Source organism: Escherichia sp. MOD1-EC6162 (assembly GCF_002965125.1).
Classification (GTDB): Bacteria; Pseudomonadota; Gammaproteobacteria; order Enterobacterales; family Enterobacteriaceae; genus Escherichia; species Escherichia marmotae.
This window is the reverse complement of record NZ_PTSB01000007.1, coordinates 41,783-65,726: the sequence shown is the minus strand read 5'-3', so window position 1 is coordinate 65,726 and position 23,944 is coordinate 41,783. Positions and strand designations below refer to the sequence as shown.

Below are 23,944 nucleotides of genomic sequence, written 5' to 3'. Positions count from 1 at the left end.
TTACGGTAATGCGATCTGGTTCAAATAATTCACTTTCAAATGAATGCGTCAGTGGCGGCAAACGCATCAGGATCAAAGTGAACATCACGAAACTTCTTACAATGGCGCATCACCTTCGGCATAAAAGGAAAAGAAGATGCCCACTTCTCATGAAATTGCACTGCAACAACGTTGCCAGCAAATTGTCACCAGCCCGGTACTTAGCCCGGAGCAGAAGCGCCATTTTCTGGCGCTGGAAGCAGAAAACAATCTGCCTTACCCGGAGCTGCCTGCCGAAGCCCGCCGTGCGCTGGATGAAGGTATAATCTGCGATATGTTTGAAGGTCATGCGCCGTACAAACCGCGCTATGTCTTACCCGATTACGCCCGTTTTCTGGCCAACGGTTCTGAATGGCTGGAGCTGGAAGGCGCCAAAGATCTTGATGATGCGCTCTCCCTGCTGACCATTCTTTATCACCATGTCCCGTCAGTCACATCGATGCCGGTCTACCTTGGGCAATTGGATGCGTTGTTGCAACCATATGTGAAAATTCTAACACAGGACGAGATTGATATTCGAATAAAACGTTTCTGGCGTTATCTCGACAGAACCCTGCCAGACGCCTTTATGCACGCCAATATCGGCCCGTTCGATTCCCCCATCACTCGTGCAATACTGCGCGCAGATGCCGAGTTGAAGCAGGTTTCACCGAATCTGACCTTTATCTACGATCCCGAAATCACTCCTGATGACCTGCTGCTGGAAGTGGCGAAGAACATCTGTGAATGTAGCAAACCGCACATCGCCAACGGTCCGGTACATGATAAAATTTTCACAAAAGGGGGCTACGGGATTGTGAGCTGCTACAACTCACTGCCGCTGGCCGGTGGTGGCAGCACGCTGGTGCGCCTTAACCTGAAGGCCATTGCTGAACGTAGTGAGTCGCTGGATGACTTTTTTACGCGCACTCTACCGCACTACTGCCAGCAGCAGATCGCCATCATCGATGCGCGGTGTGAATTCCTCTATCAACAATCACACTTCTTTGAGAATAGCTTCCTGGTGAAAGAAGGGTTGATTGATCCTGAACGTTTTGTGCCGATGTTTGGCATGTACGGGCTGGCAGAAGCGGTTAACTTGCTGTGCGAGAAAGAAGGGATTGCCGCGCGCTACGGTAAAGAAGCCGCCGCAAATGAAGTGGGTTATCGCATCAGCGCGCAACTGGCGGAGTTTGTCGCCAATACTCCCGTAAAATATGGCTGGCAAAAACGCGCCATGTTACACGCACAGTCGGGGATCAGTTCTGATGTTGGCACCACACCGGGGGCGCGCTTGCCGTATGGCGATGAGCCAGATCCGATCACCCATCTGCAAACCGTCGCTCCACATCATGCATATTACTACTCCGGGATCAGCGACATTCTGACGCTCGACGAAACCATCAAGCGTAATCCGCAGGCACTGGTGCAGCTTTGCCTCGGTGCCTTTAAAGCCGGAATGCGCGAATTTACTGCCAACGTCAGCGGTAACGATTTGGTTCGTGTTACCGGTTATATGGTGCGTTTGTCAGATTTAGAAAAATATCGCGCCGAAGGCTCACGTACCAACACCACATGGCTGGGCGAAGAAGCTGCACGTAACACTCGTATTCTGGAACGCCAACCGCGCGTGATAAGCCATGAACAGCAGATGCGCTTTAGTCAGTAAGATCATCCCCTTCTCCTGCGTTGACGGGCCAGGCAGTCGTCTGGCTCTGTTTTTACAGGGCTGTAATCTGCGCTGCAAAAATTGCCACAATCCGTGGACGATGGGGCGCTGTAATGATTGCGGGGAGTGCGTGCCGCAGTGTCCACATCAGGCGTTGCAGATTGTCGACAGCAAAGTGGTGTGGAGCGTTGCGGTCTGTGAGCAGTGCGATACCTGCCTGAAGATGTGCCCACAACACGCCACGCCGATGGCACAATCGATGAGTGTGGACGAAGTGCTTAGTCATATCCGCAAAGTGGTGCTGTTTATCGAAGGGATAACGGTGAGCGGCGGCGAAGCCACGACCCAGCTCCCGTTTGTGGTGGCACTGTTTACTGCCATCAAAAGCGATCCACAACTGCACCACCTTACCTGTCTGGTGGACAGCAACGGCATGTTGAGCGAAACCGGCTGGGAAAAATTACTCCCGGTGTGCGACGGCGCGATGCTCGATCTTAAAGCGTGGGATAGCGCCTGCCATCAACAGTTAACCGGACGCGATAATCAACAGATTAAGCACAGCATCTGTTTGCTTGCAGAGCGCGGTAAACTGGCGGAACTGCGTTTGCTGGTAATCCCCAATCAGGTGGATTATTTGCAGCATATTGATGAATTGGCAGCGTTTATCAGGCAACTTGGTGACGTTCCTGTACGGCTGAACGCGTTTCATGCGCACGGTGTGTATGGAGAAGCGCAAAACTGGCCGAGCGCCACGCCGGAAGATGTTGAGCAGTTGGCTGGCGCGTTAAAGGAGCGTGAGGTGAGTCGATTGATATTTCCGGCGCTGTATTTGTGACATGCCGGTGGCACAGGCCAGTAGGCATGACAAGACGCGTCAGCGTCGCATCCGGCATTGTGCGCCAACTGCCAGATACGGCGTGAACGCCTTACCCGTCCTACGGCACGTTAAACATCGCATATGTGTTATTACGCAACGCTTCAGCAATCTCATCTTCTGCTTCCGGACGTAACTCGCACAGCACGGCAAACACCCGGGCGGCCTGTTCCGGGCGGTTGGGCTGCCCCTGAAAACCGTTGAGCGGCATATCCGGCGCGTCGGTTTCCAGTAACAACGACGCCAGTGGCAGTTTCGCTATTACATCGCGAGTTTTACTGGCGCGTGGATAAGTGATGGTGCCGCCTACACCGATTTTGTAGTTCAATTGTACAAACCGTTCGGCCTGTTGCAGGCTGCCGGAAAAACCGTGGACTACGCCAGTGCGTGGCAAATCGTGGCGTTTAAGGTGCATCGCCAGTTTGTCATGAGTACGGCGCGAATGGAGGATCACCGGCAGATCATAGCGTTTCGCCAGTTTCAGTTGTTCGTCGAGCAACCACTGTTGGTGATCGAATTTTGGATCATCGCCAAAGAGATCCAGACCGATCTCCCCCACTGCCACCACCTTTGCGGGACGTCTTTCCAGCGCCTGCTGTAACTGTTCCAGCGACTCATCGGTGTGTTGATCCAACATCCCTGGGTGTAGCCCTAACGCGGCGTACAGCGGTTGATAATTTTCCGCCAGCGCCAACACGCGGGCAAAGTTTGCCGCCTCGGTTGCCGGAACAATGATCTTGCCTACGCCCGCTTGTGCCGCGCGTTGCAGGCTGGACTCTTCATCGCCACGAAACGGCGGAAAATCAAAATGACAGTGGGTATCGATAAAACGGCAAATCAAGCCAGATCCTCATTATTAAATGTCGGGTCATTCGCCTGCGGAGCGTCACTCACCCCGGCAACCAGCGTATCGTTGGCGACTGGCGCAGGCGGAATGACGATCGATTCAGGCGTCGCCGCGGGCACCAGATGGCGGGTAAGCGGCGCTTTTTCGGTTAGCATTTTACCGACGGTTGCCAGAAAATAACGACCGCATAAACGCCCGAGTTTATAGTCATCGCGCAGCGCCGGAAGCCGACTTCCCAGGGCGATACTATGCAGCGGCTTCGGCGGATAAATTTCGAATATCCGCAGCTTGCCCGGTGGTTTTTCAATAAATTGCTGGATGTCACGATAACTGGTTTCATGGTGCTGCACCAAATTCACCAGCGGTTGCAGGCTACTGTCGCCCAGCCAGCGTTCCATGCGTTTAAACCACTGCGGTGTGTAATACATTTGCGACGGCACAGTGCGGATCACCACCAGCGTTTTCGCTCCTTGTCTTGCCGCTTCCTTAACCGGGATCGCATCGCTGACGCCACCATCAAAATAGTTAATTCCATCAAGTGAAACTCCGGTGCGATAAAAACCAGGAATCGCACTTGAGGCGCGAATCAAATCCAGCCAGTTTTGTTTGGTCGGCAAAAAGTAGTTCGGCGTGTAATCGTCCTGACGACAGGCACACATATAAAACGATTTGCCGCTCTCAAACAGCCGCGCGGCAGTATCCATCTGCAACGGCATCTGGCTGGCCGTCGCCTCTATCAGCCAGTCCAGATCGATAAGATTTCCGCCACGCACAAAACGCACTGGATCGAAAAATTCGCGTTTTGTGGTATAGCGCATGATGACTTTGCGGGCGTAACCAGGCTGGTTACAAATATACGCCGAAAGGTTCTGCGCCCCGGCAGACGTGCCAAAATAAAGATCGAAAGGATTAAACTGCGCGCGCATAAACTCATCCAGCACGCCAGCCGTGAAGATTCCGCGTTGCCCACCGCCTTCGCACACCAGCGCAATACGCCCGGGCTGGAACGGCCTTAGCGACAACGGCGCAATATTACCAAGCGTTACAGGTATTCGCTGCCCCACCTCTGCCTTCCTGTTTTTTTAATGTGAAAGACTGACAAAGTAACGCAATTTATTATTCGCTAAAACCGTAAAAGCCAGTCCGCTGGACTGGCTTTGTATAAAATTTTCTTAATGGTCTGAAATCTAGGGTCGTTTTCGGCCCATGAACAAACTCACCAAGAACAGAATAATCCCGACGACAAAGACAATTTTTGCTGCACCTGCAGCAGTACCGGCCAGACCACCAAACCCAAGTGCGGCGGCGATTAACGCGATAACCAGAAATATGATGCCCCAACGAAACATAAGCGTCTCCTTTACCATAGTTAATGTCACCGCTTGATATGAGCGTGCAAATCACTCAATGCGATATTTTTAGTGTGGTGCACATCGCGCCTCCCGACAAAGTTCGGGAGGACGAATTACGACGAATTACTTAGTTTTCAGATCATTTTTAACGCTTTTCACACCATCTACCGCTTTAGCGATACTTTCAGCACGGTCGCTTTGTGCCTGAGAATCAACAGTACCGGAGAGCTGAACCACGCCGTCGGTGGTTTCAACTTTCACATGACGGGAAGGGACGATATCGTCTGCCAGCAGTTTGGCTTTGATTTCACTGGTGGTGGCGGTATCACCTGCGTAACCCTTCACAGAGCCTTCTTTAGCGTCGCGAACGTGCAGTTTGTCGCTGACAGAGGTCACACCCTCAACTCCTTTAGCCGCTTTCACGGCCTCTTCAGCCTGTGCCTGGCTTTCAACAAATCCGCTCAGAGTCACGACTTTTTGATCGGTTTTAACAGAGATATCGGTGCTTTTGATGTTGTCATGATCCACCAGAGCCGCCTTCACTTTCGCAGTGATGGCGCTGTCATCCATGAAATTACCGACTTTATTCATAGAGCTATCGACTTTTTGCCCTGCGGTTTCGTTGGTGGTCTGCGCGTTGTTTTCCGCAAAAGCAGAGCCTGTCGCCACGGCAGAGGTCAACATTACGGCCAGCAGCGTTTTCGAAATCTTCAGTTTTGTCATAGTCATCGATGTATTCCTGTATGTTTGCTCATAATTTGAGCCTGGCAACACGAGGTTGCATTGCTGAAAGGGAGAGACTTCACCCTGTACAGAAGTCAATGGTCGCCATCACAAAAGCGATGAGTGATGAATAACGACCATCACAGCCTCTGGATCAGTTATTAATATCAATCGAATGACATTTAACGGTTTTAAATACTGATATCCACGAATTGAACGGTATTTAAAGCCGTCACAAATGTCATCACTTTGTTAAATATAGATCACAATTTTGAAACCGCTCGCCGCATCGGCTAAAAAACGCGCAAACATAAGCAAAAGCGAATGTTTTAAGAACATTCCGCAAGCAGCTAATAAGGAAGGGAAAGTGACAGGGCGCAGCGGTTGCCGCGCCCTTGAGGCAAGAATTAATGTTCGCGAGTCTGGTGGAACTGAACATCCGGGTAACGCTCTTGCGCTAAGCGCAAGTTCACCATGCTGGTAGCGATGTAAGCGAGGTTGTCGCCGCCATCAAGCGCCAGTTGGCTTTCGTTCTTACGCTTGAACTCTTCGAATTTCTTCGCGTCCGCACATTCTACCCAACGGGCGGTGGCAACGTTGACCGACTCGTACACGGCTTCAACGTTGTATTCGCTCTTCAGGCGCGATACCACCACATCAAACTGCAGCACACCAACCGCACCTACGATCAGGTCGTTGTTGGAGAGCGGACGGAACACCTGTACCGCGCCCTCTTCGGAAAGCTGTACCAGCCCTTTGAGCAGTTGTTTTTGCTTCAGCGGATCTTTCAGGCGGATACGGCGGAACAGTTCTGGTGCGAAGTTCGGAATACCGGTGAACTTCATCATCTCGCCCTGGGTAAAGGTGTCGCCAATCTGAATAGTGCCGTGGTTGTGCAGACCAAGGATATCGCCCGGATAAGCTTCTTCAACGTGCGAACGGTCGCCCGCCATAAAGGTCAATGCGTCGGAAATCACCACGTCTTTCGCGGTACGCACCTGGCGCAGTTTCATGCCTTTTTCATATTTACCGGACACGACTCGCATAAACGCCACGCGGTCGCGGTGTTTCGGGTCCATGTTGGCCTGAATTTTAAATACGAAGCCGGTAAATTTGTCTTCGCTCGCCTCTACAGTGCGAGTATCTGTCTGACGCGACATCGGCGCAGGCGCCCACTCCACCAGCCCGTCCAGCATATGATCCACGCCGAAGTTACCCAGCGCAGTACCAAAAAATACCGGGGTGATTTCACCTGCAAGGAACAGCTCTTTGTCGAACTCGTTAGATGCGCCTTTCACCAGTTCCAGTTCATCACGCAGTTGTTGCGCCAGATCTTCACCAACAGCAGCATCGAGATCCGGGTTGTTCAGCCCTTTAACAATGCGCACTTCCTGAATGGTGTGACCTTTACCGCTCTGATAGAGATACGTTTCATCTTTATAAAGATGGTAAACGCCTTTAAACAGCTTGCCGCAGCCAATCGGCCAGGTGATCGGCGCACAACCGATTTTCAGCTCGTTTTCAACTTCATCGAGCAATTCCATCGGGTCGCGGATATCACGGTCAAGTTTGTTCATAAAGGTGAGGATCGGCGTATCGCGCAGACGGGTAACTTCCATCAGCTTGCGGGTACGATCTTCTACACCTTTTGCGGCGTCGATCACCATCAGGCAGCAGTCCACTGCAGTCAGTGTACGATAGGTATCTTCCGAGAAGTCTTCGTGCCCCGGGGTGTCGAGCAGGTTAACCAGGCAATCCTTATAAGGGAACTGCATCACAGAAGTGGTAATAGAGATACCACGCTGCTTTTCCATCTCCATCCAGTCCGACTTCGCGTGCTGGTTAGAGCCACGGCCTTTTACTGTACCGGCGGTCTGAATGGCCTGTCCGAACAGCAACACCTTCTCGGTAATAGTGGTCTTACCTGCGTCCGGGTGAGAAATAATGGCAAAAGTGCGGCGCTTCGCCACCTCTTGCAAATAAGGAGACAACGTCATAATTCTTTCTTCTTGAGTAAGCGGCATCGCGCCGCGCTTGTTGAAAACGAAAAATTGCGGCTATTTTACCCATCAACGGGGGGGAGGCAATCAGTGTTTACACAGGAGTTGCTCCAGTTCATGCAACGATGAAACGGTCCAGGTGGGTGCGATACCTTCTGGTTGCTCACGGTTGTGCGCATTCAGCCAGCAGGTCGCAAGCCCGGCATTGATACCACCGAGAATATCGGACTCAGCAGTATCACCGACCATCAGCACTCGTGAACGGTCAGGATTGCCCGCCTGTTCCAGGGCATAATCGAAAATTTTCTTATTCGGCTTGGCGACACCAACTTCTTCGGAAATCACTAGCAAATCGAAATAATCACGCAGGCCCGTGCGTTCCAGACGCACCTGCTGCAAGGCGCTAAAGCCGTTGGTGATGATGCCGATTTTGGCGTTGCCGCGAATGGCGTTAAGCAGGGAAACCGCGCCCGGCAGCGGCGTGCAGATTTCCGCCATCGCATTTATAAAGGCCTCGTTGAGTTTACCTGGCTCGACGTTCAGTCGTTCGGCCCAGCTTTCAAAACGCCCGTGCTGAAGCTGTAATGAAGTGATCGCGCCGTTTTGATAATCCACCCACAGTGGCTTGTTAACGGCCTGATAGTCCTGAAAATCTTCAGCGGTAAAGGTGACGCTGTAGTCAAGAAACATCCGCTGCAGGCCGGTGAACGAGTCAAAAGTAAACAGCGTTTCATCGGCATCAAAGAAAATCCAGTCCCACTTCATTATTCCACCTTGTCTTACATACTGATTGGCAACGCCATGATGATGGCGTCTTCGCGACCGTCCGTGGTGGGGTAGTAATTGCGGCGAATCGTCGCCTCGTTAAAACCTAAACTTTCATACAGGGCAATGGCGGCAGCGTTTGAGGCGCGGACCTCCAGCCATAGCGTTGCCACGCCGCGTTTTTCCAGTTCGTCGATCAGATGCTCCAGTAGCGCCCTTCCCAATCCCTGACGCTGATAGTCGGGATCGACAGCAATATTGAACAATGTAGCTTCATCCAGCACCACTTGCGTAATCGCAAACGCCGCCATTTTGCCGTTTTGCGTTAACTGAAAGTTGAGATAGCGTTCGCCCTGGTTGCTGGCAAAGGTTTTTTCGCTCCACGGAAAGGCGTGGGCGCGTTGTTCAATGTTAAAAGCCGCTGGTAAATCAGTCGTTTCGAGGGAAGAAATCGTGTTCATATGTGCAAATTTGTTGCCATAACGCGGCGCGTGCCGTTGGGTTTGCCCGTAATTCAGTGAGCGTCGGGGATGCTATCTGGGCACCTTCCAGTGACAGCGGTTCATCAGTGCCCAGCCGCCAACTGTTGCAGCGACTACCTTGCGGTAGCATCGCGATCCTTTCGGGCGTCAATTGCAGTACCTGCTCGGGGCTAACGGTTAATGCGCGCAAAACGTCACTCACCAGCGGATCGGTCAGGGCGGGAATATCGTTTGCCACCATCACCAGACGAACGTGTGCCGGGATCGCAATGGCTACCTCTCCCTGCAACGCGCCAGGGCGACGCAGCGACCACTGGGTAATGCCCAGTTGCTGTAACTGCCAGTCTCGTCGGGATGTCATAGCGAATCGCTCCTGTTGTCAGGGGCGCAAATATAGCAAATTCGTCGATACCGCGCCAACATATGGCTATAATCGCCGCCAGTATCAATTGAGGAGCATTCCATGTCTGCATTTACCCCGGCAAGTGAAGTCTTGCTGCGCCACAGTGATGATTTCGAACAAAGCCGTATTCTGTTTGCCGGTGACTTACAGGATGACCTGCCCGCGCGTTTAGATACCGCGGCCAGTCGTGCTCATACCCAGCAATTCCACCATTGGCAGGTGTTAAGTCGCCAGATGGGTGATAACGCCCGTTTTAGCCTGATCGCTACGGCGGACGACGTCGCAGATTGCGATACGCTGATCTACTACTGGCCGAAGAACAAACCAGAAGCGCAATTCCAACTGATGAACCTACTGTCACTGCTGCCGGTAGGGACAGATATTTTCGTCGTGGGCGAAAACCGCAGCGGTGTGCGCAGCGCCGAGCAGATGTTGGCGGACTACGCACCACTGAATAAGGTAGACAGCGCCCGCCGCTGCGGCCTCTATTTTGGTCGTCTGGAAAAGCAGCCGGAGTTTGATGCTGATAAATTCTGGGGCGAATACAACGTTGATGGCCTGACGGTCAAAACGTTGCCGGGCGTGTTTAGTCGTGACGGCCTGGATGTCGGTAGCCAGTTGCTGCTTTCGACATTTACTCCGCACACGAAAGGCAAAGTGCTGGATGTCGGCTGCGGTGCAGGCGTGCTTTCGGTTGCTTTTGCGCACCATTCACCGAAAATTCGCCTCACCTTGTGCGATGTCTCCGCACCGGCAGTAGAAGCCAGTCGCGCGACACTTTCCGCTAACGGTGTTGAAGGTGAAGTCTTTGCCAGCAACGTCTTTTCCGAGGTGAAAGGTCGTTTTGACATGATTATCTCCAACCCACCGTTCCACGATGGAATGCAAACCAGCCTTGATGCTGCGCAAACGTTGATTCGCGGCGCGGTACGTCATCTTAATAGCGGCGGCGAGTTGCGGATTGTAGCGAATGCGTTCCTGCCTTATCCGGATCTGCTGGATGAAACATTTGGCTTCCATGAAGTCATCGCACAAACCGGGCGTTTCAAGGTGTATCGCGCCATTATGACCCGCCAGGCGAAGAAAGGTTAAGTCTCTGGCACCTGTCGCCGCATGCCGTGTCGGATGCGGCGTAAACGCCTTATCCAACCAACAAAACCTGTACGTTAGCCCTCCGTAGGCCAGATAAGACGCGTCAGCGTCGCATCTGGCATATACAGCCACAAGCCATGTCGGATGCGACGTGAACGCCTGATCTGACCGACAAACGAATTATCCACAATCCACTGATGGCCATTTTTCCAGCAATCACACATCAGGCGACAATTAACTATTGACGAAAAACTGAAAACCACTAGAATGCGCCTCCGTGGTAGCAATTCTTTTTTAAGAATTGATGGTATGCGAAGGTGGCGGAATTGGTAGACGCGCTAGCTTCAGGTGTTAGTGTCCTTACGGACGTGGGGGTTCAAGTCCCCCCCCTCGCACCAAAAACCACGTTGATATTGCTCGCACTGGGCGAAGGTGGCGGAATTGGTAGACGCGCTAGCTTCAGGTGTTAGTGTTCTTACGGACGTGGGGGTTCAAGTCCCCCCCCTCGCACCAACGAGGCGATATCAAAAAAGTAAGATGACTGTGCGAAGGTGGCGGAATTGGTAGACGCGCTAGCTTCAGGTGTTAGTGTCCTTACGGACGTGGGGGTTCAAGTCCCCCCCCTCGCACCAATTATCTTTACTTCCTTTCTTGTTTCTTCCCTGTTTTATCATCCTTGATCCCAGCTCGTTATCATCAGTATGACGCTCGCAATTAGCGCCAGGCACGATGGCAACAAAACATAATGCCGTAACTGTTTGTGATACAGCATCAGCGGTGTCACCAATAATCCCATCAGCATGACAATCCGCCACAGTTCCGGCGATAAATCCACATACGTCAGTCCTGCAATCAGCAATCCCGGCAGCAACACTCCCCAACCACTGCCCAGTGTACGTTGCAACATGGTTTTATCTCTTTTGTTGATAATGATAAGCAATATCATATGATAATTTTTATCGTTTGCAAGCTAGCAAAATCCCTTGCTATCGTTTAAACCTATCGCTAGGATTAGCAATCATTATCATTTAGATTACTATCACGATTATGGCCTATCGTTCCGCACCGCTTCTTGAAGATGTTATCTGGCGAACGCATCTCCAGCCGCAAGATCCAACACTTGCGGAAACAGTACGTGCGACGATCGCAGAACATCGTGAACATTTGCTGGAGTTTATCCGTCTGGATGAACCCGCCCCACTTAGCGCCCTGACGCTGGCGCAATGGTCTTCTCCAACGGCCCTGCGTTCCCTGTTGGCTGTTTATTCCGATCATATCTACCGCAATCAACCATTGATGCTCCGCGAGAATAAGCCGCTGATCTCACTGTGGGCGCAATGGTATATCGGTCTGATGATGCCGCCATTAATGCTGGCGCTGTTAACACAGGAAAAAGCGTTAGATCTTTCCCCGGAACATTTTCACGTTGAGTTTCACGAAACCGGGCGTGCCGCCTGTTTCTGGATCGACGTGTGTGAGGACAAGAACGCTCCGCATTTGCCACAGCAGCGAATGGAAAAGTTAATCAGTCAGGCGATCGCCCCGGTTGTGCAGGCATTAGAAGCCACCGGCGAAATCAATGGCAAACTTATCTGGAGTAATACCGGCTATCTGATCAACTGGTATTTGACTGAGATGAAGCAGTTACTTGGTGATGCGACAGTTGAATCACTTCGCCATGCTCTCTTTTTTGAGAAAACACTCTCCACGGGTGAAGATAATCCTCTTTGGCGTACGGTGGTGCTGCGCGACGGCCTGTTGGTGCGCCGTACCTGCTGCCAACGTTATCGCTTGCCGGATGTACAGCAATGCGGCGACTGTACGCTGAAATGAAAAACTCTGCCGGGGTGATAACCCGGCATTAGCGTATTAAAAGGAATGCAACACATTGCTTGTTTCTGAAACCCGCATACATAACAGAATGTCTGCAGCCTCCAACAACCCAGCATCGGAACTGACGCCCAGTTTCGACATCACATTAAATTTATGCGCGCGGATCGTTTTAATATTTCGTTTAAGCTGCTCGGCAATTTGTGTCATTGAGTAGCCACGCGACATAAAACGCAATATTTCTCTCTCCGTTGGGCTTAGCGTCCGGCTTTGATTAATGTACCACTGATTGTTCAGGCGATCGGTAGCCTGACGCACGCCATTTAATGACAGAAACAGCTCCTGATAAAAAATGTCCAGCGTCGATGCTTTACTTAATACACCGTCCAACGGTGATGGCGATAATGATCCGATTAATCGTGCTTCAATATCATCATCCGCAATAACTAAACGCCGGGTACGCGGAAATTTAATAGCCAGCTCAGTCAAATAAGATAATCCCTCTCTGCGCTCACTTCTCATGGCAGAAAAAGAAAAAATAACCGCCGCAAATGAGACCCGCGACATCGCATCCTGAAACGCCTCCTGGCTTCTATAGATATGGAGTGTATAAGGGTTACCCGCAAACTTTCTGAATAAGCTTTCAATACCGATACTACTCATGACGCACTTCTCTATGAGTGCGACATTTCTCTTCTTAATTCGGCTGTGTTCCATTCTGCGGCATCTCCATAAACCGAAGGCAAGTTAAGTTCTCTTGCCCCCTGCGCGCTATTTATCCATGCATACATCTCAGCGTTGCTGTGAATTGCCAGCCGACGCATCGCACTGTTTTTTTGTGCGCTGATGGTTTTATTGCTTTTCTTAAGCAATGAAGCTATCTGGTTGATGCCCCATCCTTTGCCTAACAACCGCAGTACCTTGCGCTCTGAAAGTGTCAGAATGACGGTGCGATAGCTAAAATCCTGAGTTTCAGTCATTGCCGGGGAGGTCAGCATGGCGCTGATACGCTCTGCATGCGCATTACCGGAACGAACCGTCTTAACCAGATTCTCAATGGGTTCGATATCGGACAGTAACGTCGCTGCCGGGCACATAAGCAGTTCTACCGCCTGAGAGTACCAGGCACGCGAAACCATGAAAACCCAATGAATTTCCCTGTATTGTGAGATCAATGAATAATAATGTTCACAAACGGAATGTGGATTGTCATTTTCGCCGGTTAAATCGGCAATGACTAATCCGGAGCGACGTAATTGTAATAAGGTAAGATCCTCCGCGGAGGCTCTGGATATTATTTCATATTCAGGGAAGTGAGTCCTCATAACCTCTTTTAACCCTGCTTGCATAACCGGTATTTTACTGATAACAATTCCATTTTTGCAGCATCCTGGCAACATATTTCCTCCACATCCACTGTCTAAAAATCATGATGGTTTATTCAGGATATTCATTCCTTAAATGCTTCCAGCAAATTAATAGATTAAGCGAATAAATTATCCTTAGCATTCACTTTCATATCAGCATACTCCTGCTGCACAATAACTCCACGGCATGTGTCAGAAGGTTAGCATCAAATGATAACCTGGTGAAATAGCCTGGAGACATTTAAAATAACTAAATTAACTTGTTAGAAATACTTAATGGAAACCCTGGAATTCCATTAGTTTAAGATATAATTAAAATACCGCCTTCCCATCGAACAAAAAACATCTCGTCAGCATTTATACAAAAAAAATCAGTAAAATCTGATGATTTTATCTGTTTAAAATTCAAAAGCACGAACGGCCATCCATTACTCTAATCCGTAAGAGACAAATTATAAATTCATTATAATTATAATATTCATATGATAATTTTTTTGCAGCGATAAAAAATTCGCTTTTCGCCACTGAACTTCACCCGCCAACCAGGACTAATCAGCGCAATTTTGATCTTAACCTACCCCAAAACAACCGCTCTTCATGATACAAATGGGGTCTCATTATTTGAACAATACGCAGCACGTCTATGACAAAGGACGAGTTATGCAGACTGAGCAACAGCGAGCCGTAACACGGCTTTGTATCCAGTGTGGATTATTTCTTTTGCAACATGGAGCGGAAAGCGCGTTAGTTGATGAGCTTTCCTCGCGACTGGGTCGGGCATTGGGAATGGACTGCGTCGAAAGTTCTATCTCTTCGAACGCCATTGTGCTTACTACCATTAAAGATGGGCAATGCCTGACATCTACGCGCAAAAATCACGATCGCGGCATTAATATGCATGTAGTGACGGAAGTTCAGCATATTGTGATTCTGGCGGAGCATCACCTGCTGGATTACAAAGGCGTGGAGAAACGTTTTAGCCAGATTCAACCCTTACGTTACCCGAGATGGCTGGTCGCCTTGATGGTTGGTCTGTCATGCGCCTGTTTCTGTAAGCTCAATAAAGGTGGCTGGGATGGTGCTGTCATCACCTTCTTTGCCAGCACGGTCGCAATGTATATCCGTCAGCTACTGGCGCAACGTCATCTCCACCCTCAGATAAACTTTTGCATCACCGCATTTGCCGCCACCACGATTTCTGGTTTGCTTTTACAACTCCCTGCCTTCAGCAATACGCCAACAATCGCGATGGCTGCCAGCGTTCTGCTGCTGGTGCCGGGCTTTCCGTTGATTAATGCCGTCGCTGATATGTTTAAAGGGCACATCAATACCGGGCTGGCACGCTGGGCGATTGCCAGCCTATTGACGTTGGCTACCTGCGTTGGCGTGGTGATGGCACTCACGATTTGGGGACTACGCGGATGGGTGTGATCGAATTTCTCTTAGCACTAGTGCAGGATATGATCCTCGCGGCAATTCCTGCAGTCGGCTTTGCGATGGTATTCAATGTGCCGGTTCGGGCGTTACGCTGGTGTGCACTGCTTGGCGCGATTGGTCATGGCTCTCGAATGATCTTAATGAATACCGGGCTGAATATTGAATGGTCAACCTTTATGGCATCCATGCTGGTCGGCACCATTGGTATTCAATGGTCACGCTGGTATCTGGCGCATCCGAAAGTCTTTACCGTGGCAGCCGTTATCCCTATGTTTCCCGGTATCTCTGCTTATACAGCAATGATTTCAGCCGTAAAAATCAGCCAGTTAGGTTACAGCGAGCCGTTGATGATTACCCTGTTAACCAACTTTCTTACGGCATCATCAATTGTTGGCGCGTTATCCATCGGCCTTTCCATTCCTGGATTATGGTTGTACCGCAAGCGCCCTCGCGTATAAAATTGCCTCGCTTAAAGCACACGGATGAGAGACAGCCTCCTTTCATCCGTGTGTTACTATAAAAGTAATCTCCCTTCTCGTTCATCGTTCCATATTGAGAAACAGTATGTCTTCCAGAGTTTTGACCCCGGACGTCGTTGGTATTGACGCCCTGGTACACGATCACCAGACCGTTCTGGCAAAAGCTGAAGGCGGTATGGTTGCCGTATTTGCTAACAACGCTCCGGCGTTTTATGCCGTCACGCCCTCACGTCTTGCTGAACTGCTGGCGCTGGAAGAAAAGCTGACACGTCCAGGAAGCGATGTCGCTCTGGACGATCAACTCTATCAGGAACCGCAAACTCCCCCCGTTGCCGTACCGATGGGAAAATTCGCCATGTACCCGGACTGGCGGCCAGATGCTGATTTTACTCGCCTGGCCGCATTATGGGGCGTGGTGCTAAGAGAACCCGCTACCGCCGAAGAACTGGCCTCATTCATTGCCTACTGGCAGGCGGAAGGCAAAGTCTTTCATCATGTGCAATGGCAACAAAAACTGGCGCGCAGTCTGCAAATTGGTCGTGCCAGCAATGGCGGACTGCCGAAACGAGATGTGAACACAGTCAGCGAACCTGACAGCCAAATTCCACCGGGATTCAGAGGGTAACGATGAAAAACGTTGGCGACCTGATGCAACGTCTGCAAAAAATGATGCCTGCCCATATCAAACCCGCCTTCAAAACGGGTGAAGAGCTTCTGGCGTGGCAGAAAGAACAAGGAGCGCTCCGCGCCGCCGCTCTGGAGCGCGAGAACCGGGCAATGAAAATGCAGCGCACCTTTAACCGCTCCGGCATTCGTCCGCTGCATCAGAACTGCTCCTTTGAGAACTATCGTGTTGAATGCGAAGGGCAGATGAATGCGTTGAGCAAAGCGCGCCAGTATGTCGACGAGTTCGACGGCAACATCGCCAGCTTTATCTTTTCTGGCAAGCCTGGAACCGGTAAAAACCACCTGGCGGCAGCGATCTGCAACGAACTACTGCTACGCGGCAAATCGGTATTGATTATTACTGTTGCCGATATTATGTCAGCGATGAAAGATACTTTCAGAAATAGCGGCACCAGCGAAGAGCAACTGCTCAACGATCTGAGCAACGTTGATCTGCTGGTGATCGACGAGATCGGTGTACAGACCGAATCGAAATACGAAAAAGTGATCATCAACCAGATCGTCGATCGTCGTTCTTCTTCCAAACGCCCGACCGGGATGCTGACCAACAGCAATATGGAGGAGATGACGAAATTGCTGGGCGAACGCGTTATGGATCGTATGCGCCTGGGCAACAGCCTGTGGGTGATCTTCAACTGGGACAGTTATCGTAGTCGGGTAACGGGTAAAGAGTATTAATCCCCATTTCCGGCGTTATACTGCGACAAAATTCCATTATGAGTAATGATGATGAAAACTGTTAAACACCTTCTGTGCTGTGCAATTGTCACCACCGCATTCATTTCCGCCGGGACACATGCCGCTTCCTGGAAAGATGCGCTTTCCAGCGCCGCCAGCGAGTTAAGCAACCAGAGCAGCACCACACAGGAAGGTGGTTGGTCGCTCTCTTCATTAACGAGTCTGCTTAGCAGTGGCAACCAGGCGTTAAGCGCAGACAATATGAACAATGCCGCAGGTATTCTGCAATATTGCGCGAAACAAAAGCTGGCTTCAGTGACCGACGCGGAAAACATCAAAAATCAGGTACTGGAGAAGCTGGGCCTGAACAGCGAAGAACAGAAAGAAGACACCAACTATCTGGATGGCATTCAGGGTTTGCTGAAAACCAAAGATGGTCAGCAGCTTAATCTGGATAACATCGGCACCACTCCGCTGGCGGAGAAAGTGAAAACCAAAGCCTGCGATCTGGTATTAAAGCAAGGCCTGAACTTTATCTCCTGATCTGTTCTGTATAATGCCGCGTTTTAACTGTTAATCGGCTGGCGCGGCTCTCCCCTTCTCTTTTTCCCGCTTCTCACGCTTTCATCCCCCGCTATGCGGGACGCAGCCTTGAATAAAAAAGCCTGTTTATAAACTAATTCCTAACAACATCGCATTTTTTTGACACTAGAATTGCAGCAATATGGCAGCGCCATTACATTGTGTTTCTCAAAAAATCTTAAACATCGGCTACACGGCCTGGTTTAGTGAGGATCGCCCGTTGTCAGAACTACTCTCTTTCGCCCTGTTTCTCGCCTCTGTGCTGATCTACGCATGGAAAGCGGGACGTAACACCTGGTGGTTTGCAGCCACGTTAACGGTGCTGGGGCTATTTGTCGTTTTAAATATTACCCTGTTTGCCAGCGACTATTTTACTGGCGATGGTATTAACGACGCGGTGCTCTATACCTTAACCAACAGCCTGACCGGTGCAGGCGTCAGCAAATATATCCTGCCAGGCATCGGCATTGTGCTGGCACTGACGGCGGTGTTCGGCGCGCTGGGATGGATCCTTCGCCGCCGCCGACATCATCCTCACCATTTTGGCTACAGCCTTTTGGCACTCTTGCTGGCGCTGGGTTCAGTGGATGCCAGCCCGGCATTTCGTCAGATAACGGAACTGGTGAAATCCCAATCGCGCGACGGCGATCCGGACTTTGCGGCTTATTATAAAGAGCCGTCAAAAACCATCCCCTCCCCCAAACTCAACCTGGTTTATATCTACGGAGAAAGCCTCGAACGAACTTATTTTGACAACGACGCTTTCCCGGATCTCACGCCAGAACTGGGGGCGCTAAAAAATGAAGGGCTGGATTTCAGCCATACGCAGCAACTGCCGGGAACCGATTACACAATTGCTGGCATGGTAGCCTCCCAGTGTGGCATTCCGCTGTTTGCCCCGTTTGAAGGCAACGCCTCTGCATCCGTTTCCAGCTTCTTCCCACAGAACATCTGTCTGGGCGATATCCTGAAAAATTCCGGTTATCAGAACTATTTCGTGCAGGGAGCCAACCTGCGTTTTGCGGGTAAAGATGTGTTCCTGAAATCACACGGCTTCGACCATTTGTACGGTTCGGAAGAACTGAAAAGCGTGGTGGCAGACCCGCATTATCGCAACGACTGGGGATTCTACGACGATACGGTGCTGGACGAAGCATGGAAAAAATTTGAAGAACTGTCTCGCTCCGGCCAACGGTTTTCGCTGTTTACTCTGACGGTCGATACCCATCACCCGGATGGTTTTATCTCACGTACCTGTAACCGCAAAAAATATGATTTTGACGGAAAACCGAACCAGTCATTCAGCGCGGTAAGTTGTAGCCAGGAGAACATCGCGGCGTTTATCAACAAAATCAAAGCCTCTCCGTGGTTTAAAGATACCGTTATAGTGGTCTCTTCCGACCATCTGGCGATGAACAACACCGCGTGGAAATACCTGAACAAACAGGATCGCAACAACCTGTTTTTTGTCATCCGTGGCGACAAACCGCAGCAAGAGACGCTGGCAGTGAAGCGTAACACGATGGATAACGGCGCTACCGTGCTGGATATTCTCGGAGGCGATAACTTCCTCGGTCTCGGACGCAGCAGCCTGTCTGGTCAGTCAATATCAGAAGTGTTCCTCAACATTAAAGAGAAAGTGCTGGCGTGGAAGCCGGATATCATCCGCTTGTGGAAATTCCCTACCGAGATGAAAACGTTCACCATTGATCAGAACAAAAACATGATCGCATTCTCAGGAAGCCACTTCCGCCTGCCACTGCTGTTACGCGTGTCAGATAAACGCGTGGAGCCTCTGCCAGAAAGTGAATACTCCGCACCTCTGCGTTTCCAGTTAGCTGATTTCGCCCCACGAGACAATTTCGTCTGGGTTGACCGCTGTTACAAGATGGCGCAACTGTGGGCACCGGAACTGGCGCTCTCTACCGACTGGTGCGTCTCACAAGGTCAACTTGGCGGACAACAAATTGTGCAGCATGTTGATAAGCCTGAATGGAAAGGCAAAACAGCGTTTAAAGACACGGTCATCGACATGAAACGCTACAAAGAGAATGTTGATACGCTGAAAATTGTCGATAACGATATTCGCTACAAAGCAGACAGTTTCATCTTTAACGTCGCTGGTGCGCCGGAAGAGGTGAAACAGTTCAGTGGAATTTCCCGCCCGGAATCCTGGGGACGCTGGTCAAACGCGCAGTTAAGCGATGAAGTGAAAATCGAGTACAAACATCCGCTGCCGAAGAAATTTGACCTGGTGATCACCGCCAAAGCCTATGGTAATAACGCCGGCCGCCCCATTCCGGTACGCGTAGGCAATGAAGAACAAACCATCGTGCTGAGTAATGAAGTGACCACCAATACGCTGCATTTCGATAACCCAACCGATGCCGATACGCTGGTGATTGTTCCACCGGAACCTGTCGCAACCAACGAAGGGAACATTCTCGGCCACTCGCCGCGTAAGCTCGGCATTGGTATGGTGGAAATCAAAGTGGTTGAGCGTGAAGGGTAATAATATTGCCTGGTTGTAGTTCGGATAAGACGCGCAAGCGTCGCATCAGGCATCGGCACACAACTGCCGGATGCGGCGTGAACGCCTTATCCGTTCTGCGGTATATTATTGAAACGTAAAAAAACAGCGCCCAACACGTCCCCGAGCGCTGCATGGCAACTTTACCAATATCCGATTATCAGAAAGTAATAACGCCCTTAATCAACTCAGGATTGTTAATTACATCGCGCTCATAGATTTCCGCCAGCGTGGCGAACGGATAGCGATGGGTTAACATCATGTCAGCCGTGATTTTCCCTTCCGCCATCAATCTCCCGACTTTCGCGAAATCTTCTGGCGTGGCGTTGCGGCTACCCATCATTGTGGTTTCTTTTTTATGGAACTCCGGGTCAGAGAATTGCAACTCGCCTTTAAACAGGCCGACAAATACCACCGTGCCGCCGTGGCGAATCAGATTAACTGTGTTATTCATCGCATGTTGATTACCCGTCGCGTCGATCACTTTCTGCGCCAAAGAACCACCAAATTGCGCCCGCAACTGGTCATCAAAATCCTCTGCTGAAGGATCCAGCACCGGCAGTTCCAGACGCGTTGCTACATGCTCACGGCGAGTCGGACTGGTATCTGCCACTACCACCTGTGCACCATCAGCTTTAGCGATTGCCGCCGCGCCCAGACCGATTGGCCCCGCACCGACCACCAGCACCTGCTCGCCGGGCGCAACTGCCGCACGACGTACCGCATGAGCGCTAATGGCGAAAGGTTCAATCAACGCAGCCGCCTGCGAGTCAATGCCGTCTGCGGGTAGCAAATTAGCCGCAGGCACTGCCAGATACTCACTAAAACCACCATCCTGATGCACACCAATGACTGAAATTCTTTCACAGCAGTTGGTGCGACCACTTTTACACGCAGGACACTGCTGACAAGAGATATACGGAATTACTGCAACCTGCTGCCCAATATTAAAATTGTGAATATTTTTCCCTGCATCAATAATCTCCCCACATATTTCATGACCTAAAACACGTGGGTAGCTAAAAAATGGCTGATTACCCGCCCAGGCATGAATATCTGTACCACAAATTCCGACAGCTTTAATTTTAATTAATGCTTCATCGTCGCCTGCCACCGGCCTTTCCCGGATTTTCCAGACTAAACTCTTTATTTTCTGACAAATTAAGACTTTCATTGTAGACATGATTCACTGCTCCTTTTATTTTATTACTCCCAGATATCGTCGAATTTATAAGAGCGACTGAATTTGCCCATGAAATATGCGGATGATCACGCATAAAAATGTTTTAAATCGGTTTTTAATACCGTACTGGAGGGAACAATGAGTCGTTCACAGAATTTACGTCATAACGTCATAAACCAGGTGATTGAAGATATGGCGCGGGGAAATATTCCATCCCCACTCCCTTCACAAAGTGGGCTGGCAGAAATGTATAACATTAGCCGCACCACGGTACGCCACATACTCCAGCATTTAAGCGCATGCGGCGTGCTCACCCAGGTGGGAAAGGATTATGTTGTCGCCCGCAAACCCGAACAGAACGATGGTTTCGATTGCATCACAGTCTCGCTGACAGAGCAAAACTACATTTTCGAGCAGGCATTTTTCACCATGATTAACCAGCGTCAGCTACGCGCCGGAGAGAGTTTTTCCGAGCTGCAACTGGCGCGGACGGCAGGCGTCAGCCCGGTCGTAGTACGAGAATACCTTTTAAAATTTGGCCGCTATGGTCTGATTCAGAGCGAAAAACGCGGGCAGTGGAGCATGAAGCAGTTCGATCAGTCTTATGCCGAACAACTGTTTGAACTGCGGGAGATGCTGGAAACACACGCGTTACAGCACTTTCTGAATTTGCCAGATGATGATTCACGCTGGTTACAGGCAAAAACACTGCTCGAACGCCACCGGACACTGCGTGACAGCATTGGCAGTAATTTTCGTATGTTTTCGCAGTTAGACCGCGATTTTCATGCCATGCTGCTATCTGCTGCTGACAACATCTTTTTTAATCAAACACTTGAAATTATATCGGTGATTTTTCACTGTCATTATCAGTGGGATGAAAGCGATCTGAAACAACGTAATATTATTGCCATTGATGAGCATATGACGATTCTTAGCGCGCTAATTTGCCGCAGTGATTTAGATGCCGTACTCGCGCTGCGTAATCATCTCGATACCGCCAGGCAATCGATGATTCGCTCAGTCAAACAGCATCATCGTTAAATTAAGTACAGATTAAAAACTACTATTCCGAGTTTATATCACGGCATAAAAATCAAGCCAATAATAAACGATGCTGAGTTAACAACACTCAGCCATCATTTATTGATTAAACAACAATAAAATTATTGGCTGTCCATAATTAATGCTTCCAGTACATCTAATTCACTGACAATTTTAGCCAGTGTTTCATCACACACTTCTTGCCTTGCTCGCATTTGATAAATAGCTGCACGTTTGGCATTCAGCGCCGCCAGATTAAATGTTCTTTCCAGTTTTGTCCGTTGCATATGCAACGAATTATCGTTTGCCGACATATCATCATCATTACGCCGCATATAATCGATAATTCTGGCCCCGGTTTCCATAATTAATTCATTATCGAGGTTTTCCGTGCTGGCACCAAGCAAACGTTGCTGAGTTTTTTGCACGCTCAGGATAGCCATTTTAGACATAAACAAATCGGCGGCGATCTCTTCTTTCTGCCGGTTATCGCTAAACAGGCTAACATTTTTCCCCAATAACAGCGGCAGAATGATAATGCCGCACAGCAACGAAAAGAGGATCACCCCGGTAGCGAGAAACACCAGCAAATAGCGCCCAGGGAACGGTTCACCATCGGGCAGTAATAACGGTATAGAAAGCACCCCCGCAAGAGTTATAGCCCCACGAACGCCAGCAAAAGTCGCTAACAACAAGTGGCGTGTTTTGTATCCGGCAAACAGCATTGGATGATTACTTTTCCGCCTGCGGCTGTACAGACGCATCAACCATAGCCAACCAAAGCGCATAACCATCAATGCAAGGTAGATCCACACAATATCCAGCACCAGCGACCAGGTTTGCACTAAGGGATCGTGTTGTGCGCGGGTCAGTGATTCCGAAATGATGGCCGGAAGCTGCAAGCCCAGAATCAAAAATACCATGCCGTTGAAGACATATTCCAGCATTGACCAGGAGCTTTTCGCCTTAATTCTCAGTCGTATAGGCGCATGATGCACGACGCCAATACGGCTGGTCGTTAGCCCTGCGGCAACAGCGGCGAGGATGCCGGATAAACCAAAATGCTCCGCCACCAGATAAACAATAAACGGCAGCAGCAACATCAACACGATCTGGATTGAAGGCTCATCGTGAGCGTAACGGCTGATCAACAACAGTCCTTTACCATATAACCAGGTAACGGCGATCCCAACGGCAATACCGCCCACTGCCACGACAAAAAAGGCGATAGTCGCACCATACACGCTAAATTCCATCGTCCCCATAGTCACTGCGACAGCAAACTTCAACGCCACCAAACCGGAGGCATCATTCATTAATGCTTCGCCTTCAAGCACTTCCTGAATGCTTTTGTTGATTCGTCCTTTACCGACGATCCCCAACAATGCGACAGCATCCGTTGGCGACAACACCGCAGCCAATGCAAACGCCGCAATAAGCGGAACATTCGGTAACAGTAAATGAATAACGTAGCCGACGGCAAAAATAGTGATTAAGACCAGGATCAGCGCCAGACCTACGATTTCCCGACTGTGTTTGATCAACTCTTTAGGTTGTATTTTTGAACTTTCAGCAAACAACAACGGTGGAATAAACAATAACAGGAAAAGTTCAGGATTAAATTCCACATGTAAACCAAAAATGGGCTGAGCCAGTAATGCACCGGCAGCAATCTGGATTAAAGGAAGTGGAATCTGGATGGGAGACAGACGTGTCAGCACACTGGTTAATGAAACAACCAGAGTAAGAATTAAAATCGTTAAAAGTATTTCCATATAATTACTCCGCATCCTCATGCATAAATAATGGATATAACTAACCTAACTTCATAAGAATAACATCCAATCTATTACTTACAATTAATCGTTAATCGCAACATTTACTCACGAGAGTATATTAAGA

24 protein-coding genes and 3 tRNA genes are annotated in these 23,944 nt (G+C 49.9%); 14 read left to right on the top strand and 13 right to left on the bottom strand.

What is annotated here, in order from left to right:
• The first annotated feature begins 136 nt into the window (after nt 1-136).
• Nucleotides 137-1,687 carry a YjjI family glycine radical enzyme gene (locus tag A9587_RS08140; RefSeq protein ID WP_001143195.1) on the top strand — a complete coding sequence of 517 codons (1,551 nt, stop codon included), beginning with the start codon at nt 137-139 and terminating at the stop codon, nt 1,685-1,687.
• Nucleotides 1,659-2,522, top strand: a complete 864-nt coding sequence (locus A9587_RS08135) for a YjjW family glycine radical enzyme activase (RefSeq protein WP_001088424.1) — start codon at nt 1,659-1,661, stop codon at nt 2,520-2,522. The genes A9587_RS08140 and A9587_RS08135 overlap by 29 nt, the downstream gene beginning before the upstream one ends.
• Nucleotides 2,523-2,622: 100 nt before the next feature.
• On the opposite strand, the gene A9587_RS08130 is transcribed toward A9587_RS08135, so the two are convergent.
• The 8 genes from A9587_RS08130 to holD form a co-directional block, all read right to left on the bottom strand.
• Nucleotides 2,623-3,402 (bottom strand): metal-dependent hydrolase, encoded by a 780-nt coding sequence (locus A9587_RS08130; RefSeq protein WP_105263651.1) that lies wholly within the window; start codon nt 3,400-3,402, stop codon nt 2,623-2,625.
• Entirely contained in the window at nt 3,399-4,472 is a 1,074-nt protein-coding gene (locus tag A9587_RS08125; protein ID WP_000531526.1) for a patatin-like phospholipase family protein, read from the bottom strand. The genes A9587_RS08130 and A9587_RS08125 overlap by 4 nt, the downstream gene beginning before the upstream one ends.
• 123 nt (nt 4,473-4,595) lie before the next feature.
• Nucleotides 4,596-4,757 (bottom strand): DUF1328 domain-containing protein, encoded by a 162-nt coding sequence (locus A9587_RS08120; RefSeq protein WP_000490275.1) that lies wholly within the window; start codon nt 4,755-4,757, stop codon nt 4,596-4,598.
• A gap of 126 nt (nt 4,758-4,883) precedes the next feature.
• Nucleotides 4,884-5,489, bottom strand: coding sequence for a molecular chaperone OsmY (osmY, locus tag A9587_RS08115; RefSeq protein ID WP_020237791.1), 606 nt, complete (start codon nt 5,487-5,489; stop codon nt 4,884-4,886).
• Between the two features lie 401 nt (nt 5,490-5,890).
• Entirely contained in the window at nt 5,891-7,480 is a 1,590-nt protein-coding gene (gene prfC, locus A9587_RS08110) for a peptide chain release factor 3 (RefSeq protein ID WP_000175960.1), read from the bottom strand.
• 90 nt (nt 7,481-7,570) lie between these two features.
• Nucleotides 7,571-8,248, bottom strand: coding sequence for a pyrimidine 5'-nucleotidase (gene yjjG, locus A9587_RS08105; protein ID WP_000870712.1), 678 nt, complete (start codon nt 8,246-8,248; stop codon nt 7,571-7,573).
• A gap of 14 nt (nt 8,249-8,262) precedes the next feature.
• Nucleotides 8,263-8,709, bottom strand: coding sequence for a ribosomal protein S18-alanine N-acetyltransferase (gene rimI / locus A9587_RS08100; RefSeq protein ID WP_001092453.1), 447 nt, complete (start codon nt 8,707-8,709; stop codon nt 8,263-8,265).
• A complete protein-coding gene (gene holD / locus A9587_RS08095) occupies nt 8,678-9,091 on the bottom strand; it encodes a DNA polymerase III subunit psi (protein WP_000204034.1) in 414 nt (137 codons plus the stop codon). Before holD ends, rimI begins: the two co-directional genes overlap by 32 nt.
• Before the next feature lie 102 nt (nt 9,092-9,193).
• On the opposite strand from holD, the gene rsmC reads away from it, so the two are divergent.
• The 4 genes from rsmC to A9587_RS08075 all read left to right on the top strand — a co-directional run bounded on the left by rsmC (nt 9,194) and on the right by A9587_RS08075 (nt 10,857).
• A complete protein-coding gene (rsmC, locus tag A9587_RS08090) occupies nt 9,194-10,225 on the top strand; it encodes a 16S rRNA (guanine(1207)-N(2))-methyltransferase RsmC (RefSeq protein WP_001272304.1) in 1,032 nt (343 codons plus the stop codon).
• Between the two features lie 311 nt (nt 10,226-10,536).
• Nucleotides 10,537-10,623, top strand: a tRNA-Leu gene (locus A9587_RS08085).
• 28 nt (nt 10,624-10,651) lie between these two features.
• A tRNA-Leu gene (locus A9587_RS08080) sits at nt 10,652-10,738 on the top strand.
• Nucleotides 10,739-10,770: 32 nt separating this feature from the next.
• Nucleotides 10,771-10,857: transfer RNA gene (locus A9587_RS08075), tRNA-Leu, on the top strand.
• A 38-nt stretch (nt 10,858-10,895) separates the two neighbouring features.
• Here the strand turns inward: A9587_RS08075 and A9587_RS08070 are convergent.
• On the bottom strand, nt 10,896-11,132 hold the full coding sequence (locus A9587_RS08070; RefSeq protein WP_001468488.1) for a DUF1435 domain-containing protein: 237 nt from the start codon (nt 11,130-11,132) through the stop codon (nt 10,896-10,898).
• Nucleotides 11,133-11,272: 140 nt separating this feature from the next.
• On the opposite strand from A9587_RS08070, the gene fhuF reads away from it, so the two are divergent.
• Complete coding sequence (gene fhuF / locus A9587_RS08065; RefSeq protein ID WP_016262840.1) at nt 11,273-12,058, top strand: siderophore-iron reductase FhuF; 786 nt, start codon at nt 11,273-11,275, stop codon at nt 12,056-12,058.
• 36 nt (nt 12,059-12,094) lie between these two features.
• On the opposite strand, the gene bglJ is transcribed toward fhuF, so the two are convergent.
• Both bglJ and A9587_RS08055 read right to left on the bottom strand, forming a co-directional pair.
• A complete protein-coding gene (gene bglJ / locus A9587_RS08060; protein ID WP_001517702.1) occupies nt 12,095-12,772 on the bottom strand; it encodes a DNA-binding transcriptional activator BglJ in 678 nt (225 codons plus the stop codon).
• A complete protein-coding gene (locus A9587_RS08055; protein ID WP_000936620.1) occupies nt 12,730-13,455 on the bottom strand; it encodes a helix-turn-helix domain-containing protein in 726 nt (241 codons plus the stop codon). Before A9587_RS08055 ends, bglJ begins: the two co-directional genes overlap by 43 nt.
• A 627-nt stretch (nt 13,456-14,082) precedes the next feature.
• On the opposite strand from A9587_RS08055, the gene A9587_RS08050 reads away from it, so the two are divergent.
• From A9587_RS08050 to opgB, 6 genes are all read left to right on the top strand, one after another.
• On the top strand, nt 14,083-14,853 hold the full coding sequence (locus A9587_RS08050; RefSeq protein WP_001468486.1) for a threonine/serine ThrE exporter family protein: 771 nt from the start codon (nt 14,083-14,085) through the stop codon (nt 14,851-14,853).
• A complete protein-coding gene (locus tag A9587_RS08045; protein WP_000538195.1) occupies nt 14,844-15,317 on the top strand; it encodes a threonine/serine exporter in 474 nt (157 codons plus the stop codon). The genes A9587_RS08050 and A9587_RS08045 overlap by 10 nt, the downstream gene beginning before the upstream one ends.
• A 106-nt stretch (nt 15,318-15,423) precedes the next feature.
• The gene (dnaT, locus tag A9587_RS08040) at nt 15,424-15,963 is read left to right on the top strand and encodes a primosomal protein DnaT (RefSeq protein ID WP_105264011.1); all 540 of its coding nucleotides are present in this window, start codon (nt 15,424-15,426) and stop codon (nt 15,961-15,963) included.
• A gap of 2 nt (nt 15,964-15,965) precedes the next feature.
• Nucleotides 15,966-16,703 carry a DNA replication protein DnaC gene (gene dnaC, locus A9587_RS08035; RefSeq protein WP_001468484.1) on the top strand — a complete coding sequence of 246 codons (738 nt, stop codon included), beginning with the start codon at nt 15,966-15,968 and terminating at the stop codon, nt 16,701-16,703.
• Between the two features lie 48 nt (nt 16,704-16,751).
• Complete coding sequence (gene yjjA, locus A9587_RS08030; protein WP_001517700.1) at nt 16,752-17,246, top strand: DUF2501 domain-containing protein YjjA; 495 nt, start codon at nt 16,752-16,754, stop codon at nt 17,244-17,246.
• A 259-nt stretch (nt 17,247-17,505) separates the two neighbouring features.
• Nucleotides 17,506-19,797: a phosphatidylglycerol--membrane-oligosaccharide glycerophosphotransferase gene (gene opgB, locus A9587_RS08025; protein WP_105264012.1), complete on the top strand. Its 2,292-nt coding sequence runs from the start codon at nt 17,506-17,508 to the stop codon at nt 19,795-19,797.
• A 178-nt stretch (nt 19,798-19,975) separates the two neighbouring features.
• On the opposite strand, the gene A9587_RS08020 is transcribed toward opgB, so the two are convergent.
• On the bottom strand, nt 19,976-20,998 hold the full coding sequence (locus A9587_RS08020) for a zinc-binding alcohol dehydrogenase family protein (protein WP_105264010.1): 1,023 nt from the start codon (nt 20,996-20,998) through the stop codon (nt 19,976-19,978).
• Nucleotides 20,999-21,136: 138 nt separating this feature from the next.
• Here A9587_RS08020 and A9587_RS08015 point away from each other — a divergent pair, with 138 nt between their 5' ends.
• Nucleotides 21,137-22,042, top strand: a complete 906-nt coding sequence (locus tag A9587_RS08015) for a GntR family transcriptional regulator (protein ID WP_000091590.1) — start codon at nt 21,137-21,139, stop codon at nt 22,040-22,042.
• Between the two features lie 122 nt (nt 22,043-22,164).
• On the opposite strand, the gene A9587_RS08010 is transcribed toward A9587_RS08015, so the two are convergent.
• On the bottom strand, nt 22,165-23,817 hold the full coding sequence (locus A9587_RS08010; protein WP_001468481.1) for a Na+/H+ antiporter: 1,653 nt from the start codon (nt 23,815-23,817) through the stop codon (nt 22,165-22,167).
• Nucleotides 23,818-23,944: the final 127 nt, after the last annotated feature.